At 73.2% G+C, this 26,865-nt stretch carries 18 protein-coding genes; 10 read left to right on the top strand and 8 right to left on the bottom strand.

Annotated features, from left to right (window positions below; translation table 11 throughout):
- Nucleotides 1-222 precede the first annotated feature (222 nt).
- The 3 genes from ABS772_RS13210 to ABS772_RS13220 form a co-directional block, all read right to left on the bottom strand.
- On the bottom strand, nucleotides 223-504 hold the full coding sequence (locus ABS772_RS13210; RefSeq protein WP_350395168.1) for a hypothetical protein: 282 nt from the start codon (nucleotides 502-504) through the stop codon (nucleotides 223-225).
- Between the two features lie 573 nt (nucleotides 505-1,077).
- Nucleotides 1,078-1,782 (bottom strand): FecR family protein, encoded by a 705-nt coding sequence (locus ABS772_RS13215; RefSeq protein WP_350395170.1) that lies wholly within the window; start codon nucleotides 1,780-1,782, stop codon nucleotides 1,078-1,080.
- Between the two features lie 209 nt (nucleotides 1,783-1,991).
- Complete coding sequence (locus ABS772_RS13220) at nucleotides 1,992-3,911, bottom strand: glycosyltransferase (RefSeq protein ID WP_350395172.1); 1,920 nt, start codon at nucleotides 3,909-3,911, stop codon at nucleotides 1,992-1,994.
- Between the two features lie 566 nt (nucleotides 3,912-4,477).
- On the opposite strand from ABS772_RS13220, the gene ABS772_RS13225 reads away from it, so the two are divergent.
- The 5 genes from ABS772_RS13225 (at nucleotide 4,478) to ABS772_RS13245 (ending at nucleotide 17,160) form a co-directional block, all read left to right on the top strand.
- Nucleotides 4,478-11,350 (top strand): beta strand repeat-containing protein, encoded by a 6,873-nt coding sequence (locus tag ABS772_RS13225; protein WP_350395175.1) that lies wholly within the window; start codon nucleotides 4,478-4,480, stop codon nucleotides 11,348-11,350.
- Between the two features lie 38 nt (nucleotides 11,351-11,388).
- Nucleotides 11,389-13,644: a CHASE2 domain-containing protein gene (locus tag ABS772_RS13230; RefSeq protein ID WP_350395178.1), complete on the top strand. Its 2,256-nt coding sequence runs from the start codon at nucleotides 11,389-11,391 to the stop codon at nucleotides 13,642-13,644.
- A 100-nt stretch (nucleotides 13,645-13,744) separates the two neighbouring features.
- Complete coding sequence (locus tag ABS772_RS13235) at nucleotides 13,745-14,731, top strand: DUF808 domain-containing protein (protein ID WP_238256302.1); 987 nt, start codon at nucleotides 13,745-13,747, stop codon at nucleotides 14,729-14,731.
- Nucleotides 14,732-15,127: 396 nt separating this feature from the next.
- A complete protein-coding gene (locus tag ABS772_RS13240) occupies nucleotides 15,128-16,393 on the top strand; it encodes a GGDEF domain-containing protein (protein ID WP_350395181.1) in 1,266 nt (421 codons plus the stop codon).
- A gap of 35 nt (nucleotides 16,394-16,428) precedes the next feature.
- Nucleotides 16,429-17,160: an OmpW/AlkL family protein gene (locus tag ABS772_RS13245; RefSeq protein ID WP_350395184.1), complete on the top strand. Its 732-nt coding sequence runs from the start codon at nucleotides 16,429-16,431 to the stop codon at nucleotides 17,158-17,160.
- Here the strand turns inward: ABS772_RS13245 and ABS772_RS13250 are convergent.
- Complete coding sequence (locus ABS772_RS13250; protein ID WP_238256299.1) at nucleotides 17,148-17,609, bottom strand: hypothetical protein; 462 nt, start codon at nucleotides 17,607-17,609, stop codon at nucleotides 17,148-17,150. The two genes, ABS772_RS13245 and ABS772_RS13250, sit on opposite strands and share 13 nt — an antisense overlap.
- A gap of 161 nt (nucleotides 17,610-17,770) precedes the next feature.
- Here ABS772_RS13250 and ABS772_RS13255 point away from each other — a divergent pair, with 161 nt between their 5' ends.
- The 3 genes from ABS772_RS13255 (at nucleotide 17,771) to ggt (ending at nucleotide 20,239) form a co-directional block, all read left to right on the top strand.
- Nucleotides 17,771-17,962 (top strand): hypothetical protein, encoded by a 192-nt coding sequence (locus ABS772_RS13255; protein ID WP_238256298.1) that lies wholly within the window; start codon nucleotides 17,771-17,773, stop codon nucleotides 17,960-17,962.
- 142 nt (nucleotides 17,963-18,104) lie between these two features.
- Nucleotides 18,105-18,386: a hypothetical protein gene (locus ABS772_RS13260; RefSeq protein WP_350395186.1), complete on the top strand. Its 282-nt coding sequence runs from the start codon at nucleotides 18,105-18,107 to the stop codon at nucleotides 18,384-18,386.
- Between the two features lie 62 nt (nucleotides 18,387-18,448).
- The gene (gene ggt / locus ABS772_RS13265) at nucleotides 18,449-20,239 is read left to right on the top strand and encodes a gamma-glutamyltransferase (RefSeq protein ID WP_350395189.1); all 1,791 of its coding nucleotides are present in this window, start codon (nucleotides 18,449-18,451) and stop codon (nucleotides 20,237-20,239) included.
- A gap of 14 nt (nucleotides 20,240-20,253) precedes the next feature.
- Here ggt and ABS772_RS13270 read toward each other — a convergent pair whose 3' ends face one another.
- Nucleotides 20,254-21,147: a phosphotransferase family protein gene (locus ABS772_RS13270; RefSeq protein ID WP_350395191.1), complete on the bottom strand. Its 894-nt coding sequence runs from the start codon at nucleotides 21,145-21,147 to the stop codon at nucleotides 20,254-20,256.
- A 440-nt stretch (nucleotides 21,148-21,587) separates the two neighbouring features.
- On the opposite strand from ABS772_RS13270, the gene ABS772_RS13275 reads away from it, so the two are divergent.
- Nucleotides 21,588-22,379 carry a lysophospholipid acyltransferase family protein gene (locus tag ABS772_RS13275; protein WP_350395194.1) on the top strand — a complete coding sequence of 264 codons (792 nt, stop codon included), beginning with the start codon at nucleotides 21,588-21,590 and terminating at the stop codon, nucleotides 22,377-22,379.
- A 3-nt stretch (nucleotides 22,380-22,382) separates the two neighbouring features.
- Here the strand turns inward: ABS772_RS13275 and ABS772_RS13280 are convergent, their stop codons facing one another.
- Nucleotides 22,383-23,285 carry a LysR family transcriptional regulator gene (locus tag ABS772_RS13280; RefSeq protein ID WP_350395196.1) on the bottom strand — a complete coding sequence of 301 codons (903 nt, stop codon included), beginning with the start codon at nucleotides 23,283-23,285 and terminating at the stop codon, nucleotides 22,383-22,385.
- 95 nt (nucleotides 23,286-23,380) lie between these two features.
- On the opposite strand from ABS772_RS13280, the gene ABS772_RS13285 reads away from it, so the two are divergent.
- The gene (locus ABS772_RS13285; protein WP_407942988.1) at nucleotides 23,381-24,640 is read left to right on the top strand and encodes an MFS transporter; all 1,260 of its coding nucleotides are present in this window, start codon (nucleotides 23,381-23,383) and stop codon (nucleotides 24,638-24,640) included.
- A 73-nt stretch (nucleotides 24,641-24,713) separates the two neighbouring features.
- On the opposite strand, the gene metW is transcribed toward ABS772_RS13285, so the two are convergent.
- Together metW and metX are read right to left on the bottom strand one after the other, a co-directional pair.
- Entirely contained in the window at nucleotides 24,714-25,400 is a 687-nt protein-coding gene (gene metW / locus ABS772_RS13290; RefSeq protein WP_350395198.1) for a methionine biosynthesis protein MetW, read from the bottom strand.
- A gap of 16 nt (nucleotides 25,401-25,416) precedes the next feature.
- Nucleotides 25,417-26,634, bottom strand: a complete 1,218-nt coding sequence (gene metX / locus ABS772_RS13295) for a homoserine O-acetyltransferase MetX (protein ID WP_238256288.1) — start codon at nucleotides 26,632-26,634, stop codon at nucleotides 25,417-25,419.
- Nucleotides 26,635-26,865: the final 231 nt, after the last annotated feature.

Below are 26,865 nucleotides of genomic sequence, written 5' to 3' on the forward strand. Positions count from 1 at the left end.
ACAACGGTGCGCGTACATCCGGCGTCACCCTCGTCCCGGCATCGTGGCCGCGTCCGATCGAGCGACAGAATCGCGATCGGCATGCTCCTGATATGGGAGCACGATGGTTAACAATCAATGAGCAGCCCCGCCGCCCGATCGTCTCACGGGCCGGCGGAGCGTGTCGTATCGTCCGTCACGGCGCCGGAGCGGCTCTCCGGGCCGACGCGGCGACGGGCGGCGTCACCGCGCCGGGCCGCCGGCGGTCGCACCGTAGTTCGGCACGGCGCGGTCGTTGAGCTCCGCGTTGCCGTCCTTGGCCGAGCGGTCGATGCCGCGACCCCGAACCGGGCCGATCGAACCGGTCGTCAGGTCGTCGTAGGCGTACGGGGCCGGACGCTCGGTGAAGAAGCTCGACGGCTTCTCGCCTCGAACCGACGAGATGTTCTGAGCGAGAGCGGGTGAAGAGATCGCGCCGATTCCCAAGACGATGGCGGCGATGGTGGAACTGATACGAGTGTTCATGGCACAATCCTACTAGGCTTGCGCGGTCTCCGTCGAATGGCGGCTGGCCGTGACTTGTTGGGTGTCCCTGAGTTAGGCTCGCATCTCCTGGAATGACGTGCCATTTCGCACGACCTCATCGAGGATTTCCGCCCTATAGCTTCTGCGACCCGAGCATCGATGAAGGGCGAGGCATTCGGCTGCGCGGCAAGCCTTGCGCACGCGGCCGGGTCCGCCGCCTGAGCGAGTCTCCGGCGCGCAACACCTCGTCTTTTCCTGCGAAACCGGGCGGCGGCGACTCCAAAACCGTCAAGGTTTGGCTATCAGGCTGATCCGGCCACCCCGTGATTGATCATCGTCATGCTGTCCGTCTCCCGCGCCGTCGTTTCGAAGCACCGTGAGATTTCCGCGCTGCTCGCGACCTATGCCATGTTCCTCAGCGGCGTCCTGATCCTCGCCTGGGCGGCCTGAACCTTCGGCCGAGGGCGGCTTAGGGTCTGGGCCGGGCGCGGCCGCCCGACCGCGTCCGGCACCGGATGCGGTCGAGGCAGGATGTGGGGGCGATTCGGAGCGCCGAGGCGATCGGGACGGGTTTCAGCGGCCGCACAGGGCGGCGAAGGCGGCCGGTTGCGGCGCGCCGCCCTCCGACAGGCGGGTCGGCGTGCACAGGCCCGGATTGGCGCCGCAATAGCCGCCGAAGCTGAAGCGGGTCGCGGAGCCGGGCGGGGCGGGGGTCAGGCCGCTGGCGGTCACGACGACGACGGAGCCGGGCTCATCGAGGGTGAGGCAGGCCTGCGGGCTGGCTTGGCGCGTGCAGACCCGGACCTCGCCGTCGACGAGGGTGATGACCGACCGGCCGCCGGTCGTCCAGACATCGAACACCGTCCCCCGGACACCGATCGTCGCGACGGGCGTCTTGATCTCGTAGGCCTTCTTGTCGAGGTCGCCGGTCACGAACCGGTAGCTGCCCTTCAGCAGGTTGAGCGCCACCTTTCCGGCCGGCCGTTCCTCCGAATAGACGTACTGGTTGAGCGCGATGCGCGCGTTCGGCCCGATCGAGAGGTTGGTCTGGTCGAGGAAGACGATCTTGGCGAGGCTGTCCGCGCCGGTCTGCACCGCCTCGTCCCGGAACACCTTCTCGCCCTCGGCGAGGGCATTCTTCTGAGCGCCCTTGAGGCGGGACACGTCGTTCTTCACGACCGTCGTCGCACCGATCTGCTGGGCCGAGGCGGGGCCCGGAAGGCCGAGCGCGAGGCCGCCGGCCAAGCCGGCGAAACAGATCCGTCTGACGAGACTCATCGCGGCGCGGTCCATCGGAAGTCGCGCCATCGTAGACGCGAAACCCGAGGCGGCGGCAACGGTCCCGGCGGCTTTTCCCGCCGGTGTTGCAAATCGACGGCGCGCGTGACCCAGGTTCGAGGTCTCCGCTGAACGTCGCCGGTCTTCGGGGCAGGAGGACCGGAGCATCGTCTTTTTCCGAAAGCCGGCGGCCACCTTTCGGGACGATGCTAAGGCCGGTAGAGGTCGCGCGGATCGGCCCCGATCTGGCGCCGGAGGGTTGCCAGCGCCTCCGGCGGCAGGGCCTCGATCCAGGCCCGGAAGCGGCGGTGATCGGGCCTGTCCCGGGCGCCGGGGGGCGGCGTCTCCCCCAGGGCCTCGTAGGCGGCCGCGTAGGTCGCGGGGCGATTGACCGTCGCCGACCGGGTCCGGCCCCTGGCAAGGCCGCTCGCCCGCGCCCCGAGCCAGAACAGGCGGTCGCCGATCTCGTCCAGCGGCCGGGGCGTCAGCGCCCAGTGGCCGAACAGGGCAAAGGCCGGCGGCAGGAAGAGGTAGCCGCTGGCATCGACGAAGCGGTCGGGATCCTCCTCGGGAAGCGGCAGGACGGTCAGGTCGGGGCGCCGCAGCCGGCGGGCGGCCGTGACGATCCCGCAGCGGTCGAACCCGACCCGGAGCGCCGCCGCGAGGCAGCTCTCGATGTGGTCCGGATCGTACCAGCACCCGGCATCGAGGAAGCCGATCGCCGTGTAGCCCCGCGCCGCCGCGAGCAGGCCGCCGACCGCCCAGGCCGCGCGGGAGCCCGCGCCGGCTCCGCCGAGGCGGATGTGATCGGCGACCAGAGCATCCAACCCGTCCTGCGCCGGGCCGTCGGCGATCAGGATGTGGTCCGCCGCCACGGTCTGGCGCGCCACCGAGGCGATGCAGCGCCGAAGCGCCTCGGGGTCCCGCGTCTCGGGGGCGTCCGAGCGGTAGGCCGTCACCACGGCGATCCGCGGGGCGCGGTCCTTCAGCGTCCCGGTCCAGAGGGAGGCGCGGGCCCGCAACCGGTCGTGGGCGTGGTCGCGGTTGGCGCGCACCCGTTCGCGGGTCGGCGGATCGAGGGTTTCGCGCGACAGGAGGATCGCGCAGGCGACGAGGCAGTCCATGTCGCGGCCCGCCCAGTAGGCGTTGACTGCGAACTCGTCGAGGAGCCCGACCGTGTAGATCCAGGGCTGGAGGAACAGGCCGGCCTCGGGGGGAGGACGCCCGAGCCCGCGCGCCGCGGCGGCGAGGCCGCGGTCCCATTCGCCGCGCTGCCGGCAGATCAGGGCCGCGGCGTGCAGCGCCTCGACGCGCTCCGGCACGGTCGCGCTCGCGCGGTCGAGCAGGGCCAGGACGTCGTCCGTCGGCGCCCCCTGCCGCGCCATCAGCTTGCCGGCATTGAACAGGCTCTCGAACACCTCCTCGTCCCAGAAGCCGAGTTCGGCCCGCGCGCGGTAGGCCTCGATCGCCCGCTCGAACTGCCCGGAATCGCGCAGGCTCTGGGCGAGGTAGAAGGTGTAGCGGGCGCGCAGGAACGGGTCGTCCTCGCCCGCCAGCGCCGCCTCCAGCAGGACGGCGTCCCGGGCGAACTTCTGCGGATCGCGCGAGCGCGCCCCGTCGCCGCCGTAGACGATGGCGAGCTCCGTCGCCACGCCGTGGGACCGCACCGTGCCCGGGATGTCGAGGAACTCGTGCAGGACCGACCGGTAGCGGAAGGCGAGGCGGTTCGAGACGAGCTGCGGCCGGCGGTACACCGCGCCCCCGTGACGGATGTCGAGGTCGTAGACATCCGCAGTCAGGCCGGCCTTGAACGCCGCCGGGTCGAACCCCGCCGCGACGGCGAGCCGGTCGTCGGCGTCGATCACCAGGGCGTAGTCGATCGCCGGATCCTGCCGGAGCATCGCGAGGGCGGCGCTGCGGTTGTGGGCGAAGTCCCGCCACGGCTCCTCGGCCACCGTGCCGGGAATCCCGTGGCGGGCGAGATAGGCCCGCACGATCTCCGGCGTCCCGTCCGTCGAGCCGGTATCGACGACGACGGCGCCGTCGATGAGGGGCCGGACGCTGTCGAGGCAGCGCTCCACGACATGCGCCTCGTCCCTGACAATCATGCACAGGCCGATCGTCGGCATCCGTCCGTTCCCCGACACCCCGTCCCTCGATCGGGCGACGGCGCCCGTGCCGGAACCTGCCCGCGAAGCCGGTGCCGGGCCCGACGAATCACGGCCGGCGACCATCGGCAAGAGCTCCGTCTTCGGCTCCCTCTTCCTGCCGCTGTCCCGAAATCCCTCGCGGCCCTGTTGCGGCCCGCCCACACATCGCGGCCTTCTCGCCGAATTCCCCTGCGGAAGACGGCCGTCGCCGACAATGTTCGGCTTCATGGGAGCGGGGCGGGACGGTAATGTCCGCCCGCAGTCCCTCCGGCAAACCAACAACGATACGATCACGCCGCCGGAAAGGCTGCCTCCGCGCGGGGCTGTTCCGATCAGGAAAAGCTCTTCACCGGAGCGCGCAGGTTCGGGCCCGAGGATGCACGGTCGACGGGTCCGTTTCGTCGGTGGAAGCATCGGCTATGCGTGAGACACATTGAAAAATAAGGCTCGAACCCGGCCCGCGATTGAAGAACGCGGGGTCGGGGCCGGGCGGTTCGGCGTGGAGCCAGGCCGGCAGGCCCGGCGCGCGAGACGGGGTTGGGGGCATGGCTCAGCACAAGCGCGACGCGCTGCTTACGACCGTCTTCGTCGGAAGCGCCGTCTTCGCCCTGTTGCTCCAGGGCGCGCCGGCATGGCCGGCCGGCGGCGGGGCCGGCGGGCGGACGTCGGGCGACGGGCTCAGCAACGGCAGGCCCGGCGCCGACGCGCCCGCCGGCAGCGCCGACCCCGACGGCAGCCTCGGCAATTCCGGGGCCGGCGGCGGCGGCAACGGCGGCGGCCCCGGCCTCGCCGGCGGGGCCGGCGGGAGCGGCTACACCTATCCCGAGGGCGACGGACCGCTGGTCGCGAGCCCGGGCGGCACGGGCGGGGCCGGGGGCACGGACAGTTCACGGAACGGCGGCGACGGCAGCGATGCGCCGTCGTTCTCAACGAGCGGCGCGGGCGGCGGCGGCGGCGGTGCGAGCGGCAACGGCGTCGCCGGCCAGGCGCAGATCGACAATACGGGTGTGCTGACCGGCGGCGACGGCGGCCGGGGCGGCGGGGCGGTCAACTACGACACGGCGCAGCCCGGCAGCTTCCAGGGCGGCGGCGGCGGCAATGGCGGCGGCACGGCGCGGGCCGAGGGCGGGACCGCGGGCGGCGGCGGCGCGGGCGGCATCGGCGTCTTCCTGTCGGGCCGCAGCCCCTTCACCAACGCGGCCGAGGGCACGGTCGCCGGCGGGGCCGGCGGCAGCGGCGGCAGCCTCGGCTTCCCCGGACAGGCGCCGGGCACCGTGCTCGGCGCGGCCGGCGAGGGCGGCGCCGGGTTCTTCGGAGCGGCCGGCGCGAGCCTGACCAATGCCGGCACCATCACCGGCGGCACCGGTGGCGTCGGTGCCGTCGGCGCGCCCGGCCTCGTCGAGATCACGGGACCCTCGGGGGCGCCGGTCGCCACCGGCGGAACCGGTGGGACGGGCGGCATCGGCGGCCGCGGCGGGACGGGCGTGCAGCTCATCGGCGCGGACGGCTTCAGCAACACCGGCACCCTGGCCGGCGGCGCGGGCGGCGTCGGCGGCACGGGCGGCGAGGTCGGCGGCCGCGGTGAAGGGCCGGCCGCCCCGCCCGAGGCCACCGGCGGCACGGGCGGCCTCGGCGGGACGGGGGGAACCGGGCTGCGGATCGTCGGCGGAACCGCCCTCGGCAATGCCGGGACCGTGCGCGGCGGAGAGGGCGGGCAGGGCGGCGACGGCGGCCTGCCGGGCTTCGGCCTGGGAGGTCCGGGCGGGGCCGGCGGTCCGGGCGGCGCGGGGGGCGTCGGGACGCAGGTCACCGGTGCCGACTTTACCAATTCCGGCCTCATCGCCGGCGGCACCGGCGGCACGGGCGGGGCCTTCGGCGCGCAGATCCCCACGGTGGAACCCGACGCGAGCGGCGTCGCCGGGATCGGCGGCACCGGCGGCACCGGTCTCCTGATCGAGGGCGCGACCCGCTTCACCAACGCCGCCACCGGCCGCATCGCGGGCGGCGCGGGCGGGACCGCCGGCGGCGCGGGCGGCACCGGCGCCGCGGGCGGGATCGGCGTGCTCGCCCCCACCGGCGGCACCCTGATCAATGCCGGGACGATCACCGGCGGCGCGGGAGCCTCCGGCGCGAGCGGCGCCGCGGGAAGCGGGGGCTTCGGCGGGACGGCCGTCGTCGGGGCCGGCCTCGCCATCGTCAATTCGGGCGTCATCGCGGTCGGCGCCGGCGCCACCGGGCCCGCCGCGGCGGAGACGGGCCGGGCCATCAGCTTCACCGGCGGGCTCAACAGCCTCACCCTGACCGCGACCGGGCAGATCGACGGGGCGGTCGTCGCCTTCAGCGCCGCCGACCGGCTCATCCTCGGCGGCGCCACCGACGGGACCTTTTCCGCGGCGGCGATCGGTGCGCAGTACCAGAATTTCGGCGTGTTCCAGAAGGTCGATGCGGGCACCTGGACGCTCACCGGGACGACGCCGTCGGCGACGGCGTGGCAGGTGCTGGGCGGGACGCTGGCGATCAGTGCGGACGCCAATCTCGGCGCGCCCTCCGGCGGCGTCCTGCTCGACGGCGGGACGCTCCGGGCCACCGCCGGCCTCGCGACGGCGCGGACGCTCACCCTGGGCGCGGCCGGTGGGGCGATCCAGGCGGATCCGGGCGTGGCTCTGGTCGCAAGCGGGCCGCTCGTCGGCGCGGGCGGGCTGACCAAGACCGGGACCGGCACCCTGACCCTGACCGGCGCCAACACCTATACCGGCGCGACGCGGATCGAGGCCGGGACGCTGGCACTCGCGGGCTCGGGCACGATCGCCCCATCGAGCGGGGTCGCCCTGGCCGGCGGCGCCACCTTCGACCTTGCCGGGCTCACCGGCGGCGGCACCGCCATCCGGAGCCTCGGCGACAGCGAAGCGGGCCAGGCCGGCACGGTGGTGCTCGGGGCCAACCGTCTGACCCTGACGGATGCCTCCGGCACGTTTTCCGGCGGCATCACCGGCTCCGGCGGGCTGACGCTCGCCGGCGGCAGCCAGACGCTGGCGGGGGCGAACACCTTCGGCGGGACGACGATCGTGGCCGGCGGCACGCTGACGCTCGCAGGCACCGGATCGCTCGCCTCCTCCGTGACGACGCAGGCCGGGGGCTCGTTCGCCAACGCCGGGACGGTAGGCGGCGGCCTCACCAATGCCGGCTCCACCACCAACGACGGCACCCTCGCCGGGCCGGTCGCCAACAGTGGCAGCTTCGTCAACCGCGGCACGGCCGGCGCGCTGACGAGCAGCGCGGGCACGGTGACCAACACCGGCACGCTCGACGGCGCGGTGATCATCACCGGCGGCAGCCTCGCCCTCGGTCCCGGCAGCCTCGTCACCGGCGCGCTGACGAACGGCGCCGCGGTGACGGCGCAAGGGCGGATCGCCGGGCCGGTCACGAACGCGGCCGGGGCGAGCTTCACGCTCTCCGGAGCGCTCGCCGACCTTACCGCCCTGAGCAATGCCGGCACGGTCAACCTGGCGGGCAACGGGCTCGGCATCGGCACCCTGACCGGAGAGGGCGGGGTGATCCAGAACGGGGCCGCCGCGGCGGCGACGCTGACGCTGGGCTCGGGCAGCAGCACCGGGACCGTGCTGCAGGACGGGTCGGGCGGCGCGCTGTCCCTGGCGAAGGTCGGGGCCGGAACGCTGACGCTCTCGGGCGCCAACACCTATTCGGGCGGCACGGCGCTCAACGGCGGCACCGTCCGCGTGTCGAGCGACGCCAACCTCGGCGCGGCGACGGGGGGCCTGAGCTTCGGCGGCGGCGCGCTGGCGACGGGGGCCGACTTCACCACCGGCCGCGCGCTGAACCTCGGTCCGTCGGGCGGCGCGCTGGCGCCGGATGCGGGTACGAGCCTCACCCTGACCGGCGTGGTCGGCGGACCCGGCGGGCTCACCGTGGGCGGGGCCGGCCGCGTGGTCCTGACCGGGGCCAACAGCTACGGCGGGGGCACGCTGGTCAATGCCGGCGCCACCCTGCAGCTCGGCGACGGCGGCACGGCCGGCGCGATCACCGGCAACGTCGTGACCAACGGCACGCTCACCCTCAACCGCTCCGACCGGCTGGACTTGGCCGGCGTCATCTCCGGTGCGGGCACCCTGAACCAGTCGGGCGCGGGCGTCACGGTGCTCACCGGCCGCAACGGGCCCGGCGCCCAATTCACCGGCACCGCCGCCGTCAATGCCGGCACGCTGGCGATCAACGGCACCTTCGGCGACACCGCCGGCAACGCCGCGCGCCTCGCCGTCAATGCCGGCGGCACCCTGCAGGGGTCCGGCACGATCGCCGGCTCGGTCGCCGTCAACGGCGGCACCGTCTCGGCCGGCAACTCGCCGGGCACGCTGACGGTCGCCGGCAGCTACACCCTCAATCCCGGCTCGACCTCGCTGTTCGAGTTCGGCTCACCCGGCATCGTCGGGGGGCCAAGCAACGACCTCATCAATGTCGGCGGCAATCTTGGGCTCGGCGGCAGGCTCAGCCTCGTCTCGGCGGCCGGCGCCGCGGCCGCGCCGGTCTCGGGCGCCTACCGGCTGTTCAACTACGGCGGCACGGTCTCGGGCGCCTTCGACGGCGTCACCACGCCGGGGGCCGGCACCAGCGCCCTCGTCTACACCGACATCCCGGCCCAGGTGAACGTGCTCATCACCAACGGCAACCAGTCGGTCCAGCTCTGGGACGGCGCCGACACCACCGGCGCGGCGGCGGGCGGCCAGGGCGGCGCCAGCACCTGGAGCGCGGGCGGCACCAACTGGACGCGCCTGCCCGGCGGGCAGATCAACGACCTCTGGCGCTCCGGCGTCGGCCTGTTCGGCGGCAGCGCCGGCACGGTGACGGTGACCGGCGCGCAGGCCGTGCAGGGCCTGCAATTCACGGTGGACGGCTACCGCCTCGCCGGACCGGGCGCGCTCGTCCTGACCGGCGATCCCTTCACCACGGCGGGCCAGAGCTTCGTCACCGTCGATGCGGGCGTCTCCGCCACCATCGCCACCGGGCTGACCGGAGGGGCGGCGGGGATCGGCCTGCGCAAGCTCGGGTCCGGCACGCTGACGCTCGCGGGCGCCGGCACCTATACCGGCGCGACGACGGTCGAGGCCGGCACGCTGGCCCTCGCGGCAGGCGGCACGCTGACCTCCTCCGTGACGACGCAGGCCGGGGGCAGCTTCGCCAACGCCGGGACGGTGGGCGGCGGCCTGACCAATGCCGGCTCCGCCAGCAACGACGGCACCCTCGCCGGGCCGATCGCCAACACCGGCAGCTTCGTCAACCGCGGCAGGATCGGCGCGCTGACGAGCAGCGCGGGCACCGTGACCAACACCGGCACGCTCGACGGCGCGGTGACGATCACCGGCGGCAGCCTCGCCCTCGGTCCCGGCAGCCTCGTCACCGGCGCGCTGACGAACGGCGCCGCGGTGACGGCGCAGGGCCGGATCGCCGGGCCGGTCACGAACGCGGCCGGGGCGAGCTTCACGCTCTCCGGAGCGCTCGCCGACCTTACCGCCCTGACCAATGCCGGCACGGTCAGCCTGGCCGGCAACGGGCTCGGCATCGGCACCCTGACCGGAGAGGGCGGGGTGATCCAGAACGGGGCCGCCACGGCGGCGACGCTGACGCTGGGCTCGGGCAGCACCACCGGGACCGTGCTGCAGGACGGCGCGGGCGGCGGCGCGCTGTCCCTGGCGAAGGTCGGGGCCGGCACGCTGACCCTGACCGGAACGAGCACCTATGGCGGCGGGACCACGGTGGCGGGCGGCACGCTGGCGCTCGGAGGGCCGGGCGCGGCCGGCGGCGGCGCCGTCGCGCTCGAGACCGGCACGCGGCTCGCCTTCCTCGGCAGCGGCTACACGGTGGAGAACGCCATCCGCCTCGCCGGCCCCGGCCTCGCGACGATCGAGTCCGGCCCGGGAACGGTCGCCCTGTCGGGCCCGATCTCCGGCGCGGGCGCCCTGGAGAAGGCCGGCCTCGGCACGCTGGTCGTGTCCGGCACCGGCACCTATGCCGGCGCCACCGCGGTCACCGCCGGCATCCTCCAGGTCGACGGGGCGCTCACCGGGTCGTCGGCCCTGACGGTCGGGCCCGGCGCGGGCCTGACCGGAACCGGCCGGGTCGGCGCGCTCACGGTCCAGTCCGGCGGGTTCGTGGCGCCCGGCAACGCGGCCAACCCCACCGGCACGCTGACCGCGGAGGGGCCGGTGGTGCTCGGGTCGGGCTCCACCCTGGCGACGACCCTGTCGCTGACGGCGGCGAGCCGGCTCGTCACGCCCTCGACCGCCACGATCGCCTCCGGGGGCATCCTGCAGATCACGCCGTCGACCCTGGCCTACATTACGCCGGTGCGGCTGCCGATCCTGGTGGCGAGCGCGGGGCTGACCGGCCAGTTCACCTCCGTCCGCTTCACCGCACCGGTGCGCGGCCTGCAGCCGGTCGTCGGCTACGATGCGGGCAGCGCCTACATCCAGTTCGGCGAGACGGAGCCCGGCCGGCCGACCGAGCCGGGGCGGGACCTGACGAGCGCGATCGCCTCGGCGCAAGGCCTGGCGCGGGACCGCTTCGGCGCCTTCGTGACGCAGCGCATCCTCGGCAGCGTGCTCACCGGCTTCAACCAGCAGATCAGCTGCGGCGACTGCTTCAGCGGCTTCGGCATGGCCGGGTCCTACAGCGTCGGCGCCCAGGGCCGCAAAGCCCTGACCGAGGAGCTGATCGCCATCGGCGGCTTCGCCTATACCGGCTACGACAGCGGCCGGGTCCGCGTCTCCGGCGGGCCGATCTTCGCCGGCCTGCTGCGCTACGACCCGGCGGGCCTCGGTTCGGCGCGGCCGTTCGTGGATGTCGGCGGCCTGTTCGCGCCGAGCCAGAACACGACCTACAGCCGGGGCTACACCTTCGGGAACATGGCCGGCCAGGGCACCGGGCGGGTCTCGAGCATCGGTGGCTCGGTCTTCGGCCGGGTTGGCGCTGTCGCCCGGCTGTCGCCGCAGGACGAGGTCGCGGCGGCCGTCGAGTACAGCCGCGGCTGGCAGTTTGCCGGCGCCTACAACGAGGGCCTGCTCGCCCCGAACCCCTACGCCCTGGCGAGCCGCGGCGGCACCGACATCATCAACATCGCCAAGATCGGGGGGCAATACACGCACCTGTTCGGCACCGCGATCGAGGCGCAGCTCAATCTCGGCGTCGCCCACGGCTTCGGCCTGAGGAGCGGCCTGCGCGGGACGGTGGCGGACGTGCCCTTCACCACCCCGATCAAGGATCTCACCTGGACGGAATACGGGGCGCGGATCAGCTACCGGCTGCAGCAGGATCTGGCGCTCGACGGCTTCATCCTCGGCACGCTCGGGCCGCAGCCGGTCGGCGACACCATCCACGGCGGCGCCTCGGTGCGCTACGCGTTCTGACGTCTCTTTCGCGCGAGGACCGGCGGACAGGGCCGCGGATGCGGACGAGCGTCCTATCCGCCGGCCGGGCCGCCCTCGGCTGGATCGGCCGGCGCATCGGGCCGGGCCGCCTGCTGGCCGGCGGCCTGCTCCTGCTGATGCTGCTCCTGCGGATCACCGATCCCCCGCCGGTCGAGGCCCTGCGCCTGCGCACCTTCGACGCGCTGCAGGTGCTCTCGCCGCGGGTGCCGCCGGCCGAGCGCCCGGTGGCCATCGTCGATATCGACGAGGCGAGTCTGAAGGAATTCGGCCAGTGGCCGTGGGCGCGCACGCGGCTTGCGGCGATGGCCGGCAAGCTCCAGGAGGCCGGGGCGGCAATCGTCGCCTTCGACATCGTCTTCTCCGAGCCCGACCGCCTGTCGCCGCCGCTCCTCGCCGAGACCCTGCCGGACTTGAGCGAGGCGGCCCGCGCCGACCTGCGGGCGCAGCCCGACAGCGATGGGGTCTTCGCCGACGCGATCGGGCGCATGCCCGTGGTGCTGGGCCAGACCGCCGCGAGCACCCCCATCGCCTGGACGGGGGAGGGGCCGCCGCCGCAGACCGGCACCGCCGTGGTGGGACCGGATTTCGACCCGGCATCGGCGCTCATCGGCTTCCCCGGCCTGATCCGCAACCTGCCGGTGCTGGAGCGGGCCGCCGCGGGGCGGGGCGTCTTCACCATCAGCCCCGAGCGGGACGGCGTGGTGCGGCGGGTGCCGATGGTGCTGCGGGCGGGCGGGACCGTCGTGCCGACGCTGGCGCTCGACATCCTGCGGGTGGCGACCGGGGCCGACACCCTCCTGATCCGCACCGATGAGGCGGGCGTCGTCTCGATCCGCCTGCCCGACCTCACCGTGCCGACCGACCCGCACGGGCAGATCTGGGTGCGCTTCAGCCCGCACGATCCGGGGCTCTATGTCTCGGCCAGGGACGTCCTGAACGGCACGGTCCCGCCCGACCGTGTCCGCGAAAAAATCGTCCTCGTCGGCACCTCGTCCGTCGGCCTGCTCGACAACCGCACCACGCCGCTCGACCGCTCGATGCCGGGCGTCGAGATCCACGCGCAGCTTCTCGAGAACCTGCTGACCGGCACCACCCTCACCGCGCCGAACGAGGCGACCCTGATCGAGGTCGGCGCGACGGCGGCGGTGTCGCTCGCCATCATCCTGTTCGCCCCGATCCTCGGCGCGCTCGGCCTGCTCCTGTTCGGCGGCCTCGTCGCGGCGCAGCTCGCCTTCGTGTCCTGGTACCGGTTCTCGGCGCAGGGCATCCTGTTCGATGCGACCTACCCCCTGCTGACGACCTTCCTCGTCTACCTCACCCTCGTCTTCACCAACTACTTTCGCGAGCAGGCCGGCCGCAAACGGATCCGCACCGCCTTCGGGCGCTACCTGTCGCCGGACCTCGTGGAGCAGCTCGCCCTCTCGCCCGAGCCGCTCCGGCTCGGCGGCGAGGAGCGGCGCCTGACGATCATGTTCTCGGACGTGCGCGGCTTCACCGCCATCGCGGAGTTCTACAAGACCGATCCGGCCGGGCTGACGGCCCTGATGAACCGCTTCCTCACCCCGCTCACCCACGCCATCCTCGACCGGCAGGGGACGATCGACAAGTACATGGGCGACGCGATCATGGCGTTCTGGAACGCGCCGCTGCCCGTCGACGACCACGAGGCCGAAGCCGCCGCGGCCGCCCTCGACATGCTGGCGCGGATGGACGCCCTGAATGCCGCGCGGCGGCGCGAGGCGGAAGCGGGCGGGCATCCGGTCCTGCCGCTGGATATCGGCATCGGCATCAACACCGGGCCCTGCGTCGTCGGCAACATGGGCTCCGACCTGCGCTTCGACTACTCGGTGCTGGGCGACCCCGTGAACGTCGCCTCCCGTCTCGAGGGGCAATCGAAGTTCTACGGGGTGAAGGTCGTCCTCGGCGCGGCGACGGCGGCGGCCATCGCCGACCGCTACCCGGTGCTCGAGATCGATCGCGTCCGGGTGAAGGGCAAGAGCGAGCCCGAGACCCTCTTCACCCTCGTCGGCGACGAGGTCTTTCGGACCTCCGAGCCGTTCGCGACGCTCTCGGCCCGGCACGCGGCGATGATCGGGGCCTACCGCGCCCGGCAGTGGGACGAGACCCACGCGATCGCGCAGGAATGCCGCGCCCTGGCGCAAGGGTTGCGGATCGACGCCCTCTACGCGCTCTACGCCGAGCGCGCCGAGACCTTCGGCCGGGAGCCGCCGCCTGCGGATTGGGACGGCGTCACCATCGCCACCGCGAAGTAGCCGGCGGCACGTCGCTGGGCCGCGGCCTCGGACGACGCGTCCTCGCCCAAAAGCCACGCTGCGCCATATGCTCGTGAAGCGTGGAACGGATGAGGCGATCGTGAGCGTCGGACTGCTAGCCCTCTTGGATGACGTGGTCGCCCTGACGAAGGTCGCGGCCGCCTCGCTGGACGACGTGGCGGCCCAGGCCGCCAAGGCCGGGACCAAGGCGGCCGGCGTCGTGATCGACGACGCCGCGGTCACGCCCCGCTACGTGGTCGGATTCTCGCCGGACCGCGAATTGCCGATCGTCTGGCGCATCGCCCGCGGCTCGCTGATCAACAAGCTGGTGTTCCTGCTGCCGATCGCGCTGCTGCTCAGCGCCTTCGCGCCCTGGGCGATCACGCCGCTCCTGCTGCTCGGCGGCCTCTACCTCGCCTACGAGGGGGCCGAGAAGGTCTACGAGATGATCGTGCCGCACGCCGCCCACGCGCACGAGGCGGAGGCGAAGGCGGGCGCGGCGAACGCGCAGGTGCTGGAGAACCAGCGGGTCTCCGGCGCGATCAAGACCGATTTCATCCTCTCGGCCGAGATCATGGCCATCACCCTGGCGGGCTTGGGCGACGGCACGGTCTGGTCGCGGGCGGTCGTGATGGCCGTCGTCGCCCTCGGCATCACGGTCGCGGTCTACGGGACCGTCGCCCTGATCGTGAAGGCCGACGACATCGGCCTCGCGCTGGCCCGTCGCGGCAGCGGCGTGCTGGCCGCGATCGGCCGCGGGCTGGTGCGCGGCATGCCCGTCTTCCTCAAGGCGCTCGCCGTCCTCGGCACGGCGGCCATGGTGTGGGTCGGCGGCGGCATCATCGTCCACAGCCTCGCGGGCTACGGCTTCGCCGGCCCCGAGCACCTGATCCACGAGGCGGCGGTGGCGGCGGGCCGGGCCGTGCCGGCGATCGGCGGCGCGGTGGAGTGGCTCGTCACCGCGGCGGGCTCGGGCGTGATCGGGCTGATCGCGGGCTTCGCGCTGATCCCGCTGGCCGGCAAGGTTCTGGCACCGGCCTGGCGGGCGGTGATGCGGCTTCTGCCGATGCGCGGGAAGGAGGCCTGACGGACGCCGACGGCGGGGCCGATCCATTCCGCCCCGCTCCGCGCGGAAACGCTCCCGCGCCCGCCGAGTCTTCCCGGACGACCACCGGAACCGCGGAGATCCGACCAACATACGATAACTTTTCCTTAGGTGCCGCCGATTATCCTTTGATGGCTTGAGTGTCCGGCAGCCATGGCTCGGGACAGGCGCGGGGCGGCCGGAACACGATGCGTACAGCACCCGTCACGAAGCTTCTCCCATGAGAAGCGCGCCGGCCGTCCCATCGCCCGGCCCGTCTCCCGCGGAGGGCCGACCGCGCACCGACCGGGCCGCGATCTCGACCAGCCCTGATCCGGCCGCGCAGCCGCCGGTCGAGGACCCGCAGGCGCCCCTGTCCCGGGGAGGACCTGAACGGTGATGCTCGACTTCAACACGCTGCAGGTCGCCAGCATTAGCAGCCGTCTCGCCTTCGTCCTGGTGTTCTTCGTTACCCTGCTGCGGCATCCGCGCGAGATCTATTTCGGGGTCTGGGCCGGCGCGCTGTGCTGCTCGCTGGTGGCCTCACTGATGATGCTGGGCGATCCGCCGAGCGTCCCGCTGAACGCCGTCAAGGGCAGCGTCGTCTACGTCCTGTACGGCGCGAGCCTCGCCACGTCCTGGGCGGGCCTGCGCCTCTTCTACGAGCGGGCGGCCCTCGTTCCGCAGACCCTCGTGCTCGCCCTGGCCTCCGGCCTGCCCTACGGCATCCTGCTGCAGGCCGGGGTGTCGATGTCGTGGTGCCTCACCACGGTGTTCGGCGGCATCGCCCTGAGCACGGGCCTGTGCATCCGGGAGATCCTGAGAACCCCCGCCGCGACGCGCCTGTGGACGCAGTACATCGTCCTCTCGGGCTTCGGCGGGTATTTCGGCGTCTTCGTCCTGTCGATCGGCGTGGTCCATGTCGCGAGCGAGCGCCTCGCCTCGCCCGAGAGCGGCATCTTCTCGCTGCTGTTCGACCTGTGGTGCGGCGTCTTCATCCAGGTCGGCTACCTGGCCATGGTGAGCGAGCGCGCGCATCTGAAGCTCAGCCGCCTGGCCGAAACCGATCCGCTCACCGGGCTGGCGAACCGGCGCGGGCTGTTCGCGGCGATGAGCCGCTGGGCCGGCCGCGCACCGTCCCCGCCGCGCCGCGCGATCCTGCTGGCCGACATCGACCACTTCAAGGCGATCAACGACACCTACGGCCACGATGGCGGCGACGCGGTTCTGATCGGCTTCGCCGAGCGCCTGCGCGGCGTGATGCGCAAGGACGACATCATCGCCCGCTGGGGCGGCGAGGAGTTCCTGGTCGTCCTCGATCAGGCCGACGCCGACGCCACCGCCGCCGCCGCGGTCGCCGAGCGGCTGCGCAGGACGGCGGCCGGTGCGCCCTTCGCGGTGAACGGCGCGGCCGTGACCGTGACCGCCAGCATCGGGGTCTCGATCGTGGCCATCGGCGAGGAGCGGATCGAGCCCGCCCTGTCCCGCGCGGACGCCGCCCTCTACGCCGCCAAGAGGGAGGGCCGCAACCGGGTATGCCTGGACCTGCCGGCCGGCCCGCCCGAGCCGGAGATCGGCGCCGCCCGAGCGGAGCCGCCGTCCGGGCTTCGCGGCGCCATGGACGCCATCCCGATCGTCGGGCCGCCGCGATCCGGGATGGCCTGACAGGATCTCTCACGCCCTCTCGAAACGCAGGCGCCATGTTCGACCGTCTCGTCCCGTCTCCCCCCTGCTCCGGGCGCGCGCCGCGCCGGCGCGTCGCTCTCGCGGCCGCGCTCTGCCTGTTCGCGGCCTCCACCCCCTGTCGGGCGTCGGACACGGCGACCGGGGATGCGTTGACCGGTACGGCGACCGGTGCCGCGACCGGTGCGTTGACCGCCGGGAGCCTCCTCGTCCGCGGCCGGGTCGTCGGCGCCATCCCGGTCGGCCAGTTCTCGCGGGTCGAGCCGATCGGCGGACGCGTCGTCACCCCGGCGCGCCCCCTGCCGGATCTCGACGTGACGTATTTCCTGTCCGATCACGTCGCGGTCGCGGGCCAGGTCGGCGTCGTCTCGACCCGGACCTCGATCCGCGGCTCGCTCATCGGCGACCTGCCGATCGGCACGACCTGGAGCCTCGCCATGACCGGCGCGGTCCAGGTCCATCTCTTCCCCCGCGCCGCCTTCAACCCGTATCTCGGTGCGGGCGCCGGCTACACGCACCCGCTCGCCTACGAGCCTGCGAAGCCGCTCGTCACCGCGATGAAGGCCGACCCGCAACTGGGGCCGATGCTCCAGGCCGGCTTCGACTACCACCTCGTCGGCGAGTGGTACGCCAACATGGAGATCAAGAAGATCTTCCTACCGCCGCAGGTCTCCCGCATCGGCCCCGGCAGCGCGACCGTGCGGCTCGACATGCTGATCATCGGCGCGGGCATCGGCTACCGCTTCTGAGCGGCGGCCGGTCTCAGGCCGGTCCGGCGGGATTCGCCCTCGGGCGCCGGCGGCCGCCAGCCCTGCAGCCAGGAGGTCACGGGATCGACGACGTAGGCCGCGACGGAGGCCGCCCAGGCCCAAGTCCCGGCCCCTGCCCGGATCGACAAGGGGAGGCCGGCCCTCCGCGCGGCCTCGTCCGCGCGGTCCTGTTCGCGCATCGTGGCGGCCACCAGCCGGTCCTCGTGCTCCCGGCACTCGTCGAGGACGTTGCGCTGGGCGCCGGCCCGGCTCTGGCCCGGCGGCTGCCGGGCATAGGCCTCCCGCACGCAGCCGTGCCACGTCTCTTCGAGGGTCTCGAGATCGCGCGTCCCGGCCGCCGCCGGGCCGGCGCCGATCACGGACAAGGCCACGAACGGAGCCAGGAACGGAGCCAGGAACGGAGCAATGAGGAGCTTCGGCGCGTTCATGGCGGCGAGATGCTCCGGAAGCCATCAAGGCCGGCTTAACGGCGTGCCGACCGAGCCGAAGAGTCGATCAAGAAGAGCCGATCAAAAAGCCGTTCGAAGGAACGAGTCCGCCTCACGGTGCTTCCCACCTCCCAACGATCATCGCCGCACCGGGAGACCGCATGGCCCAGGACGTGACCACCTACACCCTCAAACAGGCGCTCGCCGCGCAGGTCGACGACCATATCGAGATCGCGGTCGAGGCGGAGGACGGAACCAAGTTCAAGATCCGCGCGACCTCGGAGCAGCTCGACGCGCTCACCGGCGACCTGGAATCGATCCTCGATGGGGACGACGCGGGGGACGCCGCCTAGAACCGCGACCGACCGGACCGCGTCCGACGGCGCTCTCGATCCGGCCGCCGGTCGGATCGGGGGCGCCGTCGGGCGCGGTCCGCACGAACTTTCCGGGAGAAGCCGGGTTGGGAGACGCAACGCCCCTCGGACAGGACACCCCATGCGGCTCACCACCATCGCCCTGGCTCTGGCGCTGAGCATCCCGACGATCGCCGCGGCCCAGGGCGCCGAGGAAGGGCGGCCCACGCCGCCGAGCCCGAAAGCCTCGGCCACCGGACCGCGGCCGGTGCCCGGCCCGAGCACGGCCGTTCCCCCGGCCGGCACCCCGAACGAGCCGGCGGTCATCGGCGGCACGCCGGGCGCCGTGATCGGCGGCACGCCGACGAGCGGACCGCCCGGCACCGGCGGCACCGCGGGCGGCCCGTCCCTGAGCGGCCAATAGATCCGGACGGCGCGCCGCCGGCACAGCATGGCCGCGCCGCGCATTTGCGATAAGTTCGGGGCATGAGCCCGACCTCGCCCGTTCGCTCCGCCCGCGCGCTCCTCGTCGTCGCGTCCCTGGCCGCATCCTTGGCCGTGCCCTTGGCCGCATCCCTCGCGGCCCCGGCCCGCGCGCAGGCGGTGCCGCCCGCGCCCGAGCCGCCGCCGATCCAGTCGGACGAGGCGCGCCTGCTGCCGGTGCTCGCCAGCCGCGGCATGGTCTCGTCGCAGGACGCGCGCGCCACCCGCGTCGGCGTCGAGATCCTGCGGAAGGGCGGCAACGCCGTGGATGCGGCGGTGGCGGTCGGCTTCGCGCTCGCCGTCACCCTGCCGCGGGCGGGCAATCTCGGCGGCGGCGGCTTCATGATGGTGCACCGGGCCGGGACCAACGAGAATTGGGCGATCGATTACCGCGAGACCGCCCCGGCCGCCGCCACCGCCGACATGTTCCTGAACCCGCAAGGGGAGCCGGACCGCGCCGCCTCCACCCGGACGGGCAAGGCGGTGGGCGTGCCCGGCACGGTGCGGGGCCTCGCCGAGGCCCACCGGCGCTACGGTTCGGGCAAGCTCACCCTGGCCGAGCTGATCGCCCCGGCGGAACGGCTCGCCCGCGACGGCATCCCGGTCGAATCGGGGCTGGCCGATTCCCTGCCGCGGGCTTCGGGGCTCCTCGGGCAATGGCCGTCGAGCCGGGCGGTGTTCTTTGACGGCGACCACGTGCTCCCGCGCGGCGCGATTCTGCGCCAGACCGACCTCGCCGACACCCTGAAGACGATCGCCGAGCGGGGGCCGGACGCCTTCTACGAGGGGCCGATCGCGCAAAAGATCGCGGCGGCGGTGCAGGGCGCGGGCGGGATCATGACGGCGGCCGACCTCGCCGCCTACCGCCCGGAGATCCGCACGCCCGTGCGCGGTCTCTATCGCGGCTACGAGATCGTCTCGATGCCGCCGCCGAGCTCCGGCGGGGTGCATCTGATCGAGATCCTCAACATCCTCGAGGGCTACGACCTCGCCGGCATGGGCGCGGGCAGCGCGGGGGCGCTGCACATCCTCGCCGAGGCGATGAAGCCGGCCTACGCCGACCGCGCCACCTGGCTCGGCGATCCGGCGCGGACCACGGTGCCGGTCGCCGGGCTCACCGCCAAATCCTACGCCGCGACCCTGCGCGAGAAGATCGATCCCGATCGGGCGAAGTCCGCGGCCGAGGTGAGCGCGGGCAACCCGGTTCCGCACGAATCCGACCAGACCACGCATTTCTCGGTGGTGGATGCGGAGGGGAACGCGGTCTCCAACACCTACACCCTGAACTTCTCCTACGGGATCGGGCTCGTCGCCGAGGGGACGGGGGTGCTGCTCAACAACGAGATGGACGATTTCGCCGCCAAGACCGGCGCGCGCAACGCCTACGGCCTCGTCGGCGGCGAGGCCAACGCCGTGGCGCCGGGGGCGCGCCCGCTCTCCTCGATGACGCCCACCTTCGTGTTCCGGGACGGAAGGCTGTTCCTCGTCACCGGCAGCCCCGGCGGCAGCCGCATCATCACGACGGTGCTGCAGGTCATCGTGAACGTGCTCGATTTCCGCATGAACCTCGCCCAGGCCGTCGCGGCGCCGCGCATCCACCACCAGTGGCAGCCCGACGTGCTGATGGTCGAGGAGGGGGTCTCGCCCGACACCCTCGACCTGCTGCGGGCCAAGGGCCACAACGTGAAGGTCGGCGCGACCTCGGGCTCGGCCAATTCGGTCATGGCCGAGGACGGGCTGCTCGCCGGCGCGTCCGATCCGCGCCAGCGGGGGACGCTGGCGGAAGGGCCCTGAAGACGGCGCTTCGGCTATCCGAGACCAGGGCTCTGCCCTGGACCCGCGAAAAGGCTCGCCTTTTCGAAATCCGGACTTTTGCGCGCCAGCCTCTCGATCGCTGCGAGGAGCTCGGCGTCGGTGTCGGAGGGGTGGCCGAACAGGCGTGAGACCGCCACCGGCAGGCGCCACGCCGCGATCGCCTCCCGCGGCAGGCCGCTCGCCGCGCGGTAGCTCGCCACGTACCACGCCGCGATCAGCCGGCGCGCCAGCCGCACGGGGCCGAGTCGGCTGAACCAGGCGGGACCGAACCGGCCGTAGCGCAGCACCAGTTCGGAGCGGGCGACGTCCGCGGCCGGATCACCGGCGGCGGCCTTCTGCCAATCGATCAGCTGCAGCCCCGCGCGGGTCGCGATCACGTTGCCGGGATGCACGTCGCCGTGGCAGAGGCGGTCGCCCGCCGGCAGGCGGTCGAGGGCGGCGAGCGCCGCCTGCCGCAGCGGCTCCGGCACCCGCGCGCCCGCGATCTGCCGACGGAGCAGGGCGTGCAGCGAGGGCAGGCCGGGGGCGGGACAGGCGTGGATCGCGTGCTGGATCCGCGCCACGCGCCGCAGCGCCAGGAGCAGCCCCAACGGATTGCAGGCGTAGCGCGCGGTCATCGGCGGACCGTCGAGGCGCACGAACAGGATGCCGGTGCGCCCGGCCCGGCCGACGAGGCCGAACGCCTCCGGCACCGGCAGGCCGAATCCGTGCGCGAGGCGGCTCGCCGCCAACTCGTTCGCCACCGCCTCCGGCTCGAACGGCTGCCGGTAGAGCTTCACCACCCGGTCCGGCCCCTCGGCGAACACCTCCGAGGAACGGCCGGCCCCGATGCGGTCCGGCCCCGTGCGGGGCGGGCAGGGGACGTGAAGGGACAGGGCGCAGACCATGGATGCCGCTCCGCGCGTGCTCCAAGGAGGGTGCGTTCGCTCGCGAACACCCTCTGCGTCCCCTTGCCCGACAGATACCGATCCGCTCAGCGAGCGTAAACGTCATTTGTTACACAATGTTTCGAGACAAAGCAGCGTATAGATTGCGAGCACCCAGCATAACCCGGGCGGATTATCAGAATTAAATCCTAGAACGGCAGAGAGTATGCTTGGATCACCGCGCGCAGAAACCTGCCGCGCTCCGCCGGTCGTCTTCGCCGGTCTCGAACCGACCTCGGGCGGAAACCCTTGCTGCCGCGGCAGCGTGCCGGGGACGCGCGCGGCGGTCGGTGCGGGATCTCACGTCGGGTGCCGCGGGGAGGCGGCGGGTTTCCGTGCTGCGGCGGTGGGCAAGCGCGGGCACCCGCGATAAAGGAGCGGCATTCTCACGCGGACTAACGATGCTCCTCTTCCGCTCGCTCGCCTTCAACCTCTCGTTCTACGTCGCGACGACCCTGATCGCGGTCTTCGGCATGCCGGCGCTCGCCGCGCGCAGGGGCGTGATCCGGGTGGCGCAGTTCTGGGGCCGCACGGTGATGACCCTGCTGCGGGTCGTCGGCGGGACGCGGGTGGAGTTCCGCGGCCTGGAGAACATCCCGAAGGGTCCGCTGCTGGTGGCGGCCAAGCACCAGTCGGCCCTGGAGACCCTGGCGCTCACCGTGCCGTTCGAGGACTTCGCCTACGTGCTCAAGCGCGAGCTGATGTGGATCCCCGTGATCGGCTGGTATCTCGGCCGGGGCGGCATGGTCCCGATCGACCGCTCCAAGGGCGCCAAGACCATGACCGCGCTGAACGCGGCGGCGGCCGAGGCGATCCGCGACGGGCGCCAGCTCATCATCTTCCCCGAAGGCACCCGCCGCCCGGCCGGGGCGCCGCCGGCCTACAAGCAGGGCGCCTCCCACCTCTACGCCGCGCTGAACGTGCCCTGCCTGCCGGTGGCGCTGAACACCGGCCTCTACTGGCGCCGCCGCGGCTTTCGCCGGATGCCGGGCACGACGGTGATCGAGTTCCTGCCGGTGATCCCGCCGGGCCTGTCCCGCACCGAATTCCTCAACGAGGTCCAGACCCGCATCGAGACCGCCTCCGACGCGCTGCTGGCCGAGGGCCGCGCCGACCTCGCCCGCCACGGCCACCCCGTCGCCGTGGCTATGGGCGGCGCGGCGCCGGCGACGGACACGTCCGGGACGCTGTGAGACCTAGCCGGCGACCGCGTCGCGCAGGGCCGTGCGCAGGGCCGCCAGCGGACGGTGCAGGCGGCCCGTGGCCGGGCGATGGAGCAGCCAGGAGCGGATCACCGGCGCGAAATCCGAGACCGCGACGATCCGCAGGCGGTCGCGCCAGGGGCTGCGGTCGAGCCGCCCCGGGGTGACCAGGGCGAGCCCGAGGCCGCGGGCCGCGAGCGACAGCCGCAGATCCGCGGTCGGCGCCTCGATCCCGACGGTGAAGGGCAGGTTCTCGGCCTCGAACCGGCGGCGCAGGGTGACGCGGTAGCCGCAGCTGTCCTGGCTGAGGATCCAGGGATGGCGTGCGAGGTCGCGCAAAGCCACGCCCTCGGCCACGCCCTCGGGCAGATCGGCCCCGTGCGCGGCCACGACGAGCACCGCCTGCCGGTCGATCGCCTCGGCGGCGAGACCGTCCGGCGGCTCCGCACCGTCCGGCAGGCTGAGGGCGGCGGCATCGATCTGGTTGCGCTGCAGCTGCTCCAGAAGCGGCGCCGACCAGGACATGGTCAGGCGCAGCATCAGTTCGGGAAAGGCCGCCCGCAGGCTGTCGACCGGTGCGGCGAGGAGCGGCTCGGACAGGTCCGGGGTCACGCCCAGCCGCATCTCGCCGCGGACCGCGCCGCCCGGCGCCGCGCCGCTGCGCAGGTCGTCGATCGCCTGGACCACCCGGCGCCCGTGCTCGTAGGCCTCGCGGCCGGCGAGCGTCGGACGCAACGGTTTACCCGGCCGCTCGAACAGGGCGACGCCGAGATGCTCCTCGAGATTCTGCACCCGGCGGGTCACGCCCGGCTGGGTCAGGTTGAGCCGGGTCGCGGCCGCCATGATCGAGCCGGTCTCGACCACGGCGAGGAACGCCTCGATGTCGTGCGTGTTCATGCCGATCTCGCATGATTTTTTGAAATAATATTGATTTGTATCATATTGTCGCCTGCCGCACATCCCCTCCACGGAATTCCCGAGGGAGGGTTCGGATGACACGGCGGATCGATGCGGCGGAGTGGGCCGCCGCGCGGCGGAAGGCGGGGCCGGCACCAATCGCCCTCGGCCAGGGCGTGCCGAGGGCCACGATGTGGCTGATCGCGTTCGCGGTCGGCGTGATCGTCGTCAACGTCACCGCGCCGCAGACTCTCGTCGGAGTGATCGCCCCCGATCTCGGCCTGCCGCCGCGATGGGCGGGCCTCGTCGGCACCGCGCCCCTGCTCGGCTACGCCGCCGGCCTGTTCTTCCTCGTGCCGCTCTCCGACCTGATCGAGAACCGCGGCCTCGTCCTGGCCCTGCTCGCCGCCGCGGTCGCGAGTGCCTTCGCCGCCGCCGTCACCACCGCGGCCCTGCCGTTCCTGGCGCTGCTGTTCCTGCTCGGCGCCGCCTGCTCGTTGATCCAAGTGCTGGTGCCGATCGCCGCCGCCATGGCGCGGGAGGCGGAGCGGGGCCGCGTGGTCGGCGACGTGATGGCCGGCCTGATGGTCGGCATCCTGCTCTCGCGCCCGCTGGCGAGCCTCGTGGCCGACGCGCTCGGCTGGCGCGCCTTCTACCTAATCGCCGGGGCCGCCATGGCGGGGCTCGCGCCGCTGATGCTCTACCGCCTGCCGGTGCGCCGGCCGCAGGTGCGTCTCGGCTACCGCGCCCTCGTCGCCTCCCTGGTCACCCTGGTGCGCACCGAGCCGACCCTGCGCCGGCGGGCGCTGACCGCCGCCCTCGGCATGGCGGCCTTCACCGCCTTCTGGACCGCGGTCGCCCTGCGGCTCGCGCAGGAGCCGTTCGGCTTCGATCATCGCCAGATCGCGCTGTTCGCCCTCGTCGGCGCCAGCGGCGCCGTCGTCACGCCGCTCGCCGGCCGGGCCGGCGACCGCGGCCTCGACCGGCCGCTCCTCGTCGCCGCCCACCTCGCCATCCTCCTCGGCCTCGGCCTCGCCGCCTTGGCCGGAACGCTGGCCTACGGACCGGGCCTGCTGCTTCTCGGCCTCGGTGCGGTGCTGCTCGATATCGGCGTGTTCGTGGACCAGACGCTGGGACGCCGCGCCGTCAACCTGCTCGCCGCCGAGGCGCGGGGGCGGCTCAACGCGCTGTTCGTCGGCATCTTCTTCCTCGGCGGCGCCTGCGGCTCGGCCGTCGCGGGCCTCGCCTGGGCGGCGGGCGGCTGGACTCTCGTCTGCGCCGCCGCCGCCGGCTTCGGCCTGCTGGCCGTGGCCACGGGGTTCCTGCGGACGGGCTTCCTACGTCAGCCGGCCTGACTATCCGCCCCGGTTCGGGCGAAGGCGGCAAGCGCCCTTCGCCCGCATAGGACCAACCGCCGCCGCGGAACGCTCACCCCCGCCCGCCGCGCCGCAACAAAAACACCCCCTGCGCGCCGATCAGGTTCCAGAACCACCACGGCATCGAGAAGCGCATCGGGCGCCCCCGCGCGTCGAGGGCGGTGGCCTTCTCGATGCGGGCGCCGACGTCGCGGCACAGGCCGACGAAGTCGCGGATCGTGCAATGGTGGATGTTGGGGGTCTCGTACCAGGTCTCCGGCATGATCTCGGTGACCGGCATCCGGCCGCGCAAGGCGAGTTCGGCCCGCACCCGCCAATGGCCGAAATTCGGGAACGAGATGATCACCTGCCGCCCGATCCGCAGCAGGTGCTCCAGCACGATGCGCGGGTTGCGGGTCGCTTGGATGGTCTGGGACAGCACCACCACGTCGAAGGCGTCGTCGGGATAGTTGGCGAGATCGGTGTCGGCGTCGCCCTGGATCACCGGCAGGCCGCGGGCGAGGCAGGCGTTGACGCCCTCGCGCGACAGTTCGATGCCGCGGCCGTCGACGCCGCGCCGGTCGCGCAGGAGCGCCAGCAGCGAGCCGTCGCCGCAGCCGATGTCGAGGACGCGCGCGCCCGGCGGCACGAGGCCGAGCACGACGATGTGGTCGATGCGCGCCGCGCCCTCGCCGCGCGGCAGCGCCTCGGCGGCCTCCCACGGCACGCCGGAGGCGGCGTCGGTGAAGCTCTCGCTCATGATCGGAGCCCCCCTCTCAAAGGCCTCTCGCCCGCGCCGCCGCGTCGATGAAGCCTTGGGCCGCGGAGAACATCGCCGGCTCGTCGAGCAGGAAGGCGTCGTGGCCCTTGTCGCTCTCGACCTCCACGAAGGCGACGGGCGCCGCCACCGCGTTCAGCGCGTGGACGATGGCGCGGGAATCGGCGGTCGGGAACAGCCAGTCCGAGGTGAAGGACATCACGCAGAAGCGGGTTTTGGAGCCGCGAAACGCGTGGCCGAGCACGCCGCCATGGTCCTCGGCGAGGTCGAAATAGTCCATCGCCCGCGTGAGATAGAGGTAGGCGTTGGCGTCGAACCGCTCGACGAAGCTGAGGCCCTGGTGGCGCAGGTAGCTCTCGATCTGGAAGTCCGCGTTGAAGGAGAAGGTCGGCGCCGCCCGGTTCTGCAGGCGGCGGCCGAACTTGCGGTGCAGCGCCGGCTCGGAGAGGTAGGTGATGTGCGCGCCCATCCGCGCGACGCCGAGGCCCTTGGCCGGCCGCGTGCCCTCTTCGAGATAGCGCCCGTCGGCCCAGGCGGGGTCGGCCATGATCGCCTGCCGGCCGACCTCGTGGAAGGCGATGTTCTGGGCCGAGTGGCGCGCGCCCGTGGCGATCGGCATCGCGGAGAACACCCGCTCGGGGAAGAGCGAGGCCCATTGCAGCACCTGCATCCCGCCCATCGAGCCGCCGATGCAGAGGAAGAGATCGGGGATGCCGAGCCGGTCGAGCAGCATCGCCTGGGCGCGGACCATGTCGCGGATCGTCACCAGGGGGAAGTCGAGCCCGTAGGGGCGGCCGGTCTCGGGGTTGAGCGAGGCGGGCCCGGTCGAGCCCATGCAGGAGCCGATCACGTTCGAGCAGACGACGAAGTAGCGGTTCGTGTCGACCGGCTTGCCCGGCCCCACCAGCGTCTCCCACCAGCCGGGCTTTCCCGTCACGGGGTGGCGGTGGGCGAAGTGCTGGTCGCCGGTGAGCGCGTGGCAGATCAGCACCGCGTTCGAGCGCTGGGCGTTGAGGGTGCCGGCGGTCTGGTAGGCGATCTGGAACGGCCCGAGGCGCGCGCCGGAATCCATGGCGAGCGGCTCGTCGGCGGAAAACAGCATCACGGGACTGCGCGGGTCGGAGGCCGGCGAGGCCTCGTAGACCGCCCGGCGCGCACCCTCCCGCTGGACGGTCTCGGCGTCGCGCTCGGCGTTCTGGGTGAGGGTGGAATCCATGGCATGTCCCGGGTGCCGGTTCTGGAACCGGTCCCGAGCGGCCCGGCAGACTGGCCCGCCGGTCGAGCGGACGGACCGATGCGCCCGCGCGCGTGTCGTTAAGAGCCTGTCGTTTGGAGCCTGTCTTGGCCGGCTGACAACAGGAGGTAATGTGCGCGTCTCCGAGCGTCAACGCGGCGAGGGGCCGACGCGGAGGGCGGAGAGGGCGGCGGTGCCGCGGCGCACATGCCG

Origin of the sequence: Methylorubrum podarium, from assembly GCF_040270385.1 — a bacterium.
Lineage (GTDB): Bacteria > Pseudomonadota > Alphaproteobacteria > Rhizobiales > Beijerinckiaceae > Methylobacterium > Methylobacterium podarium.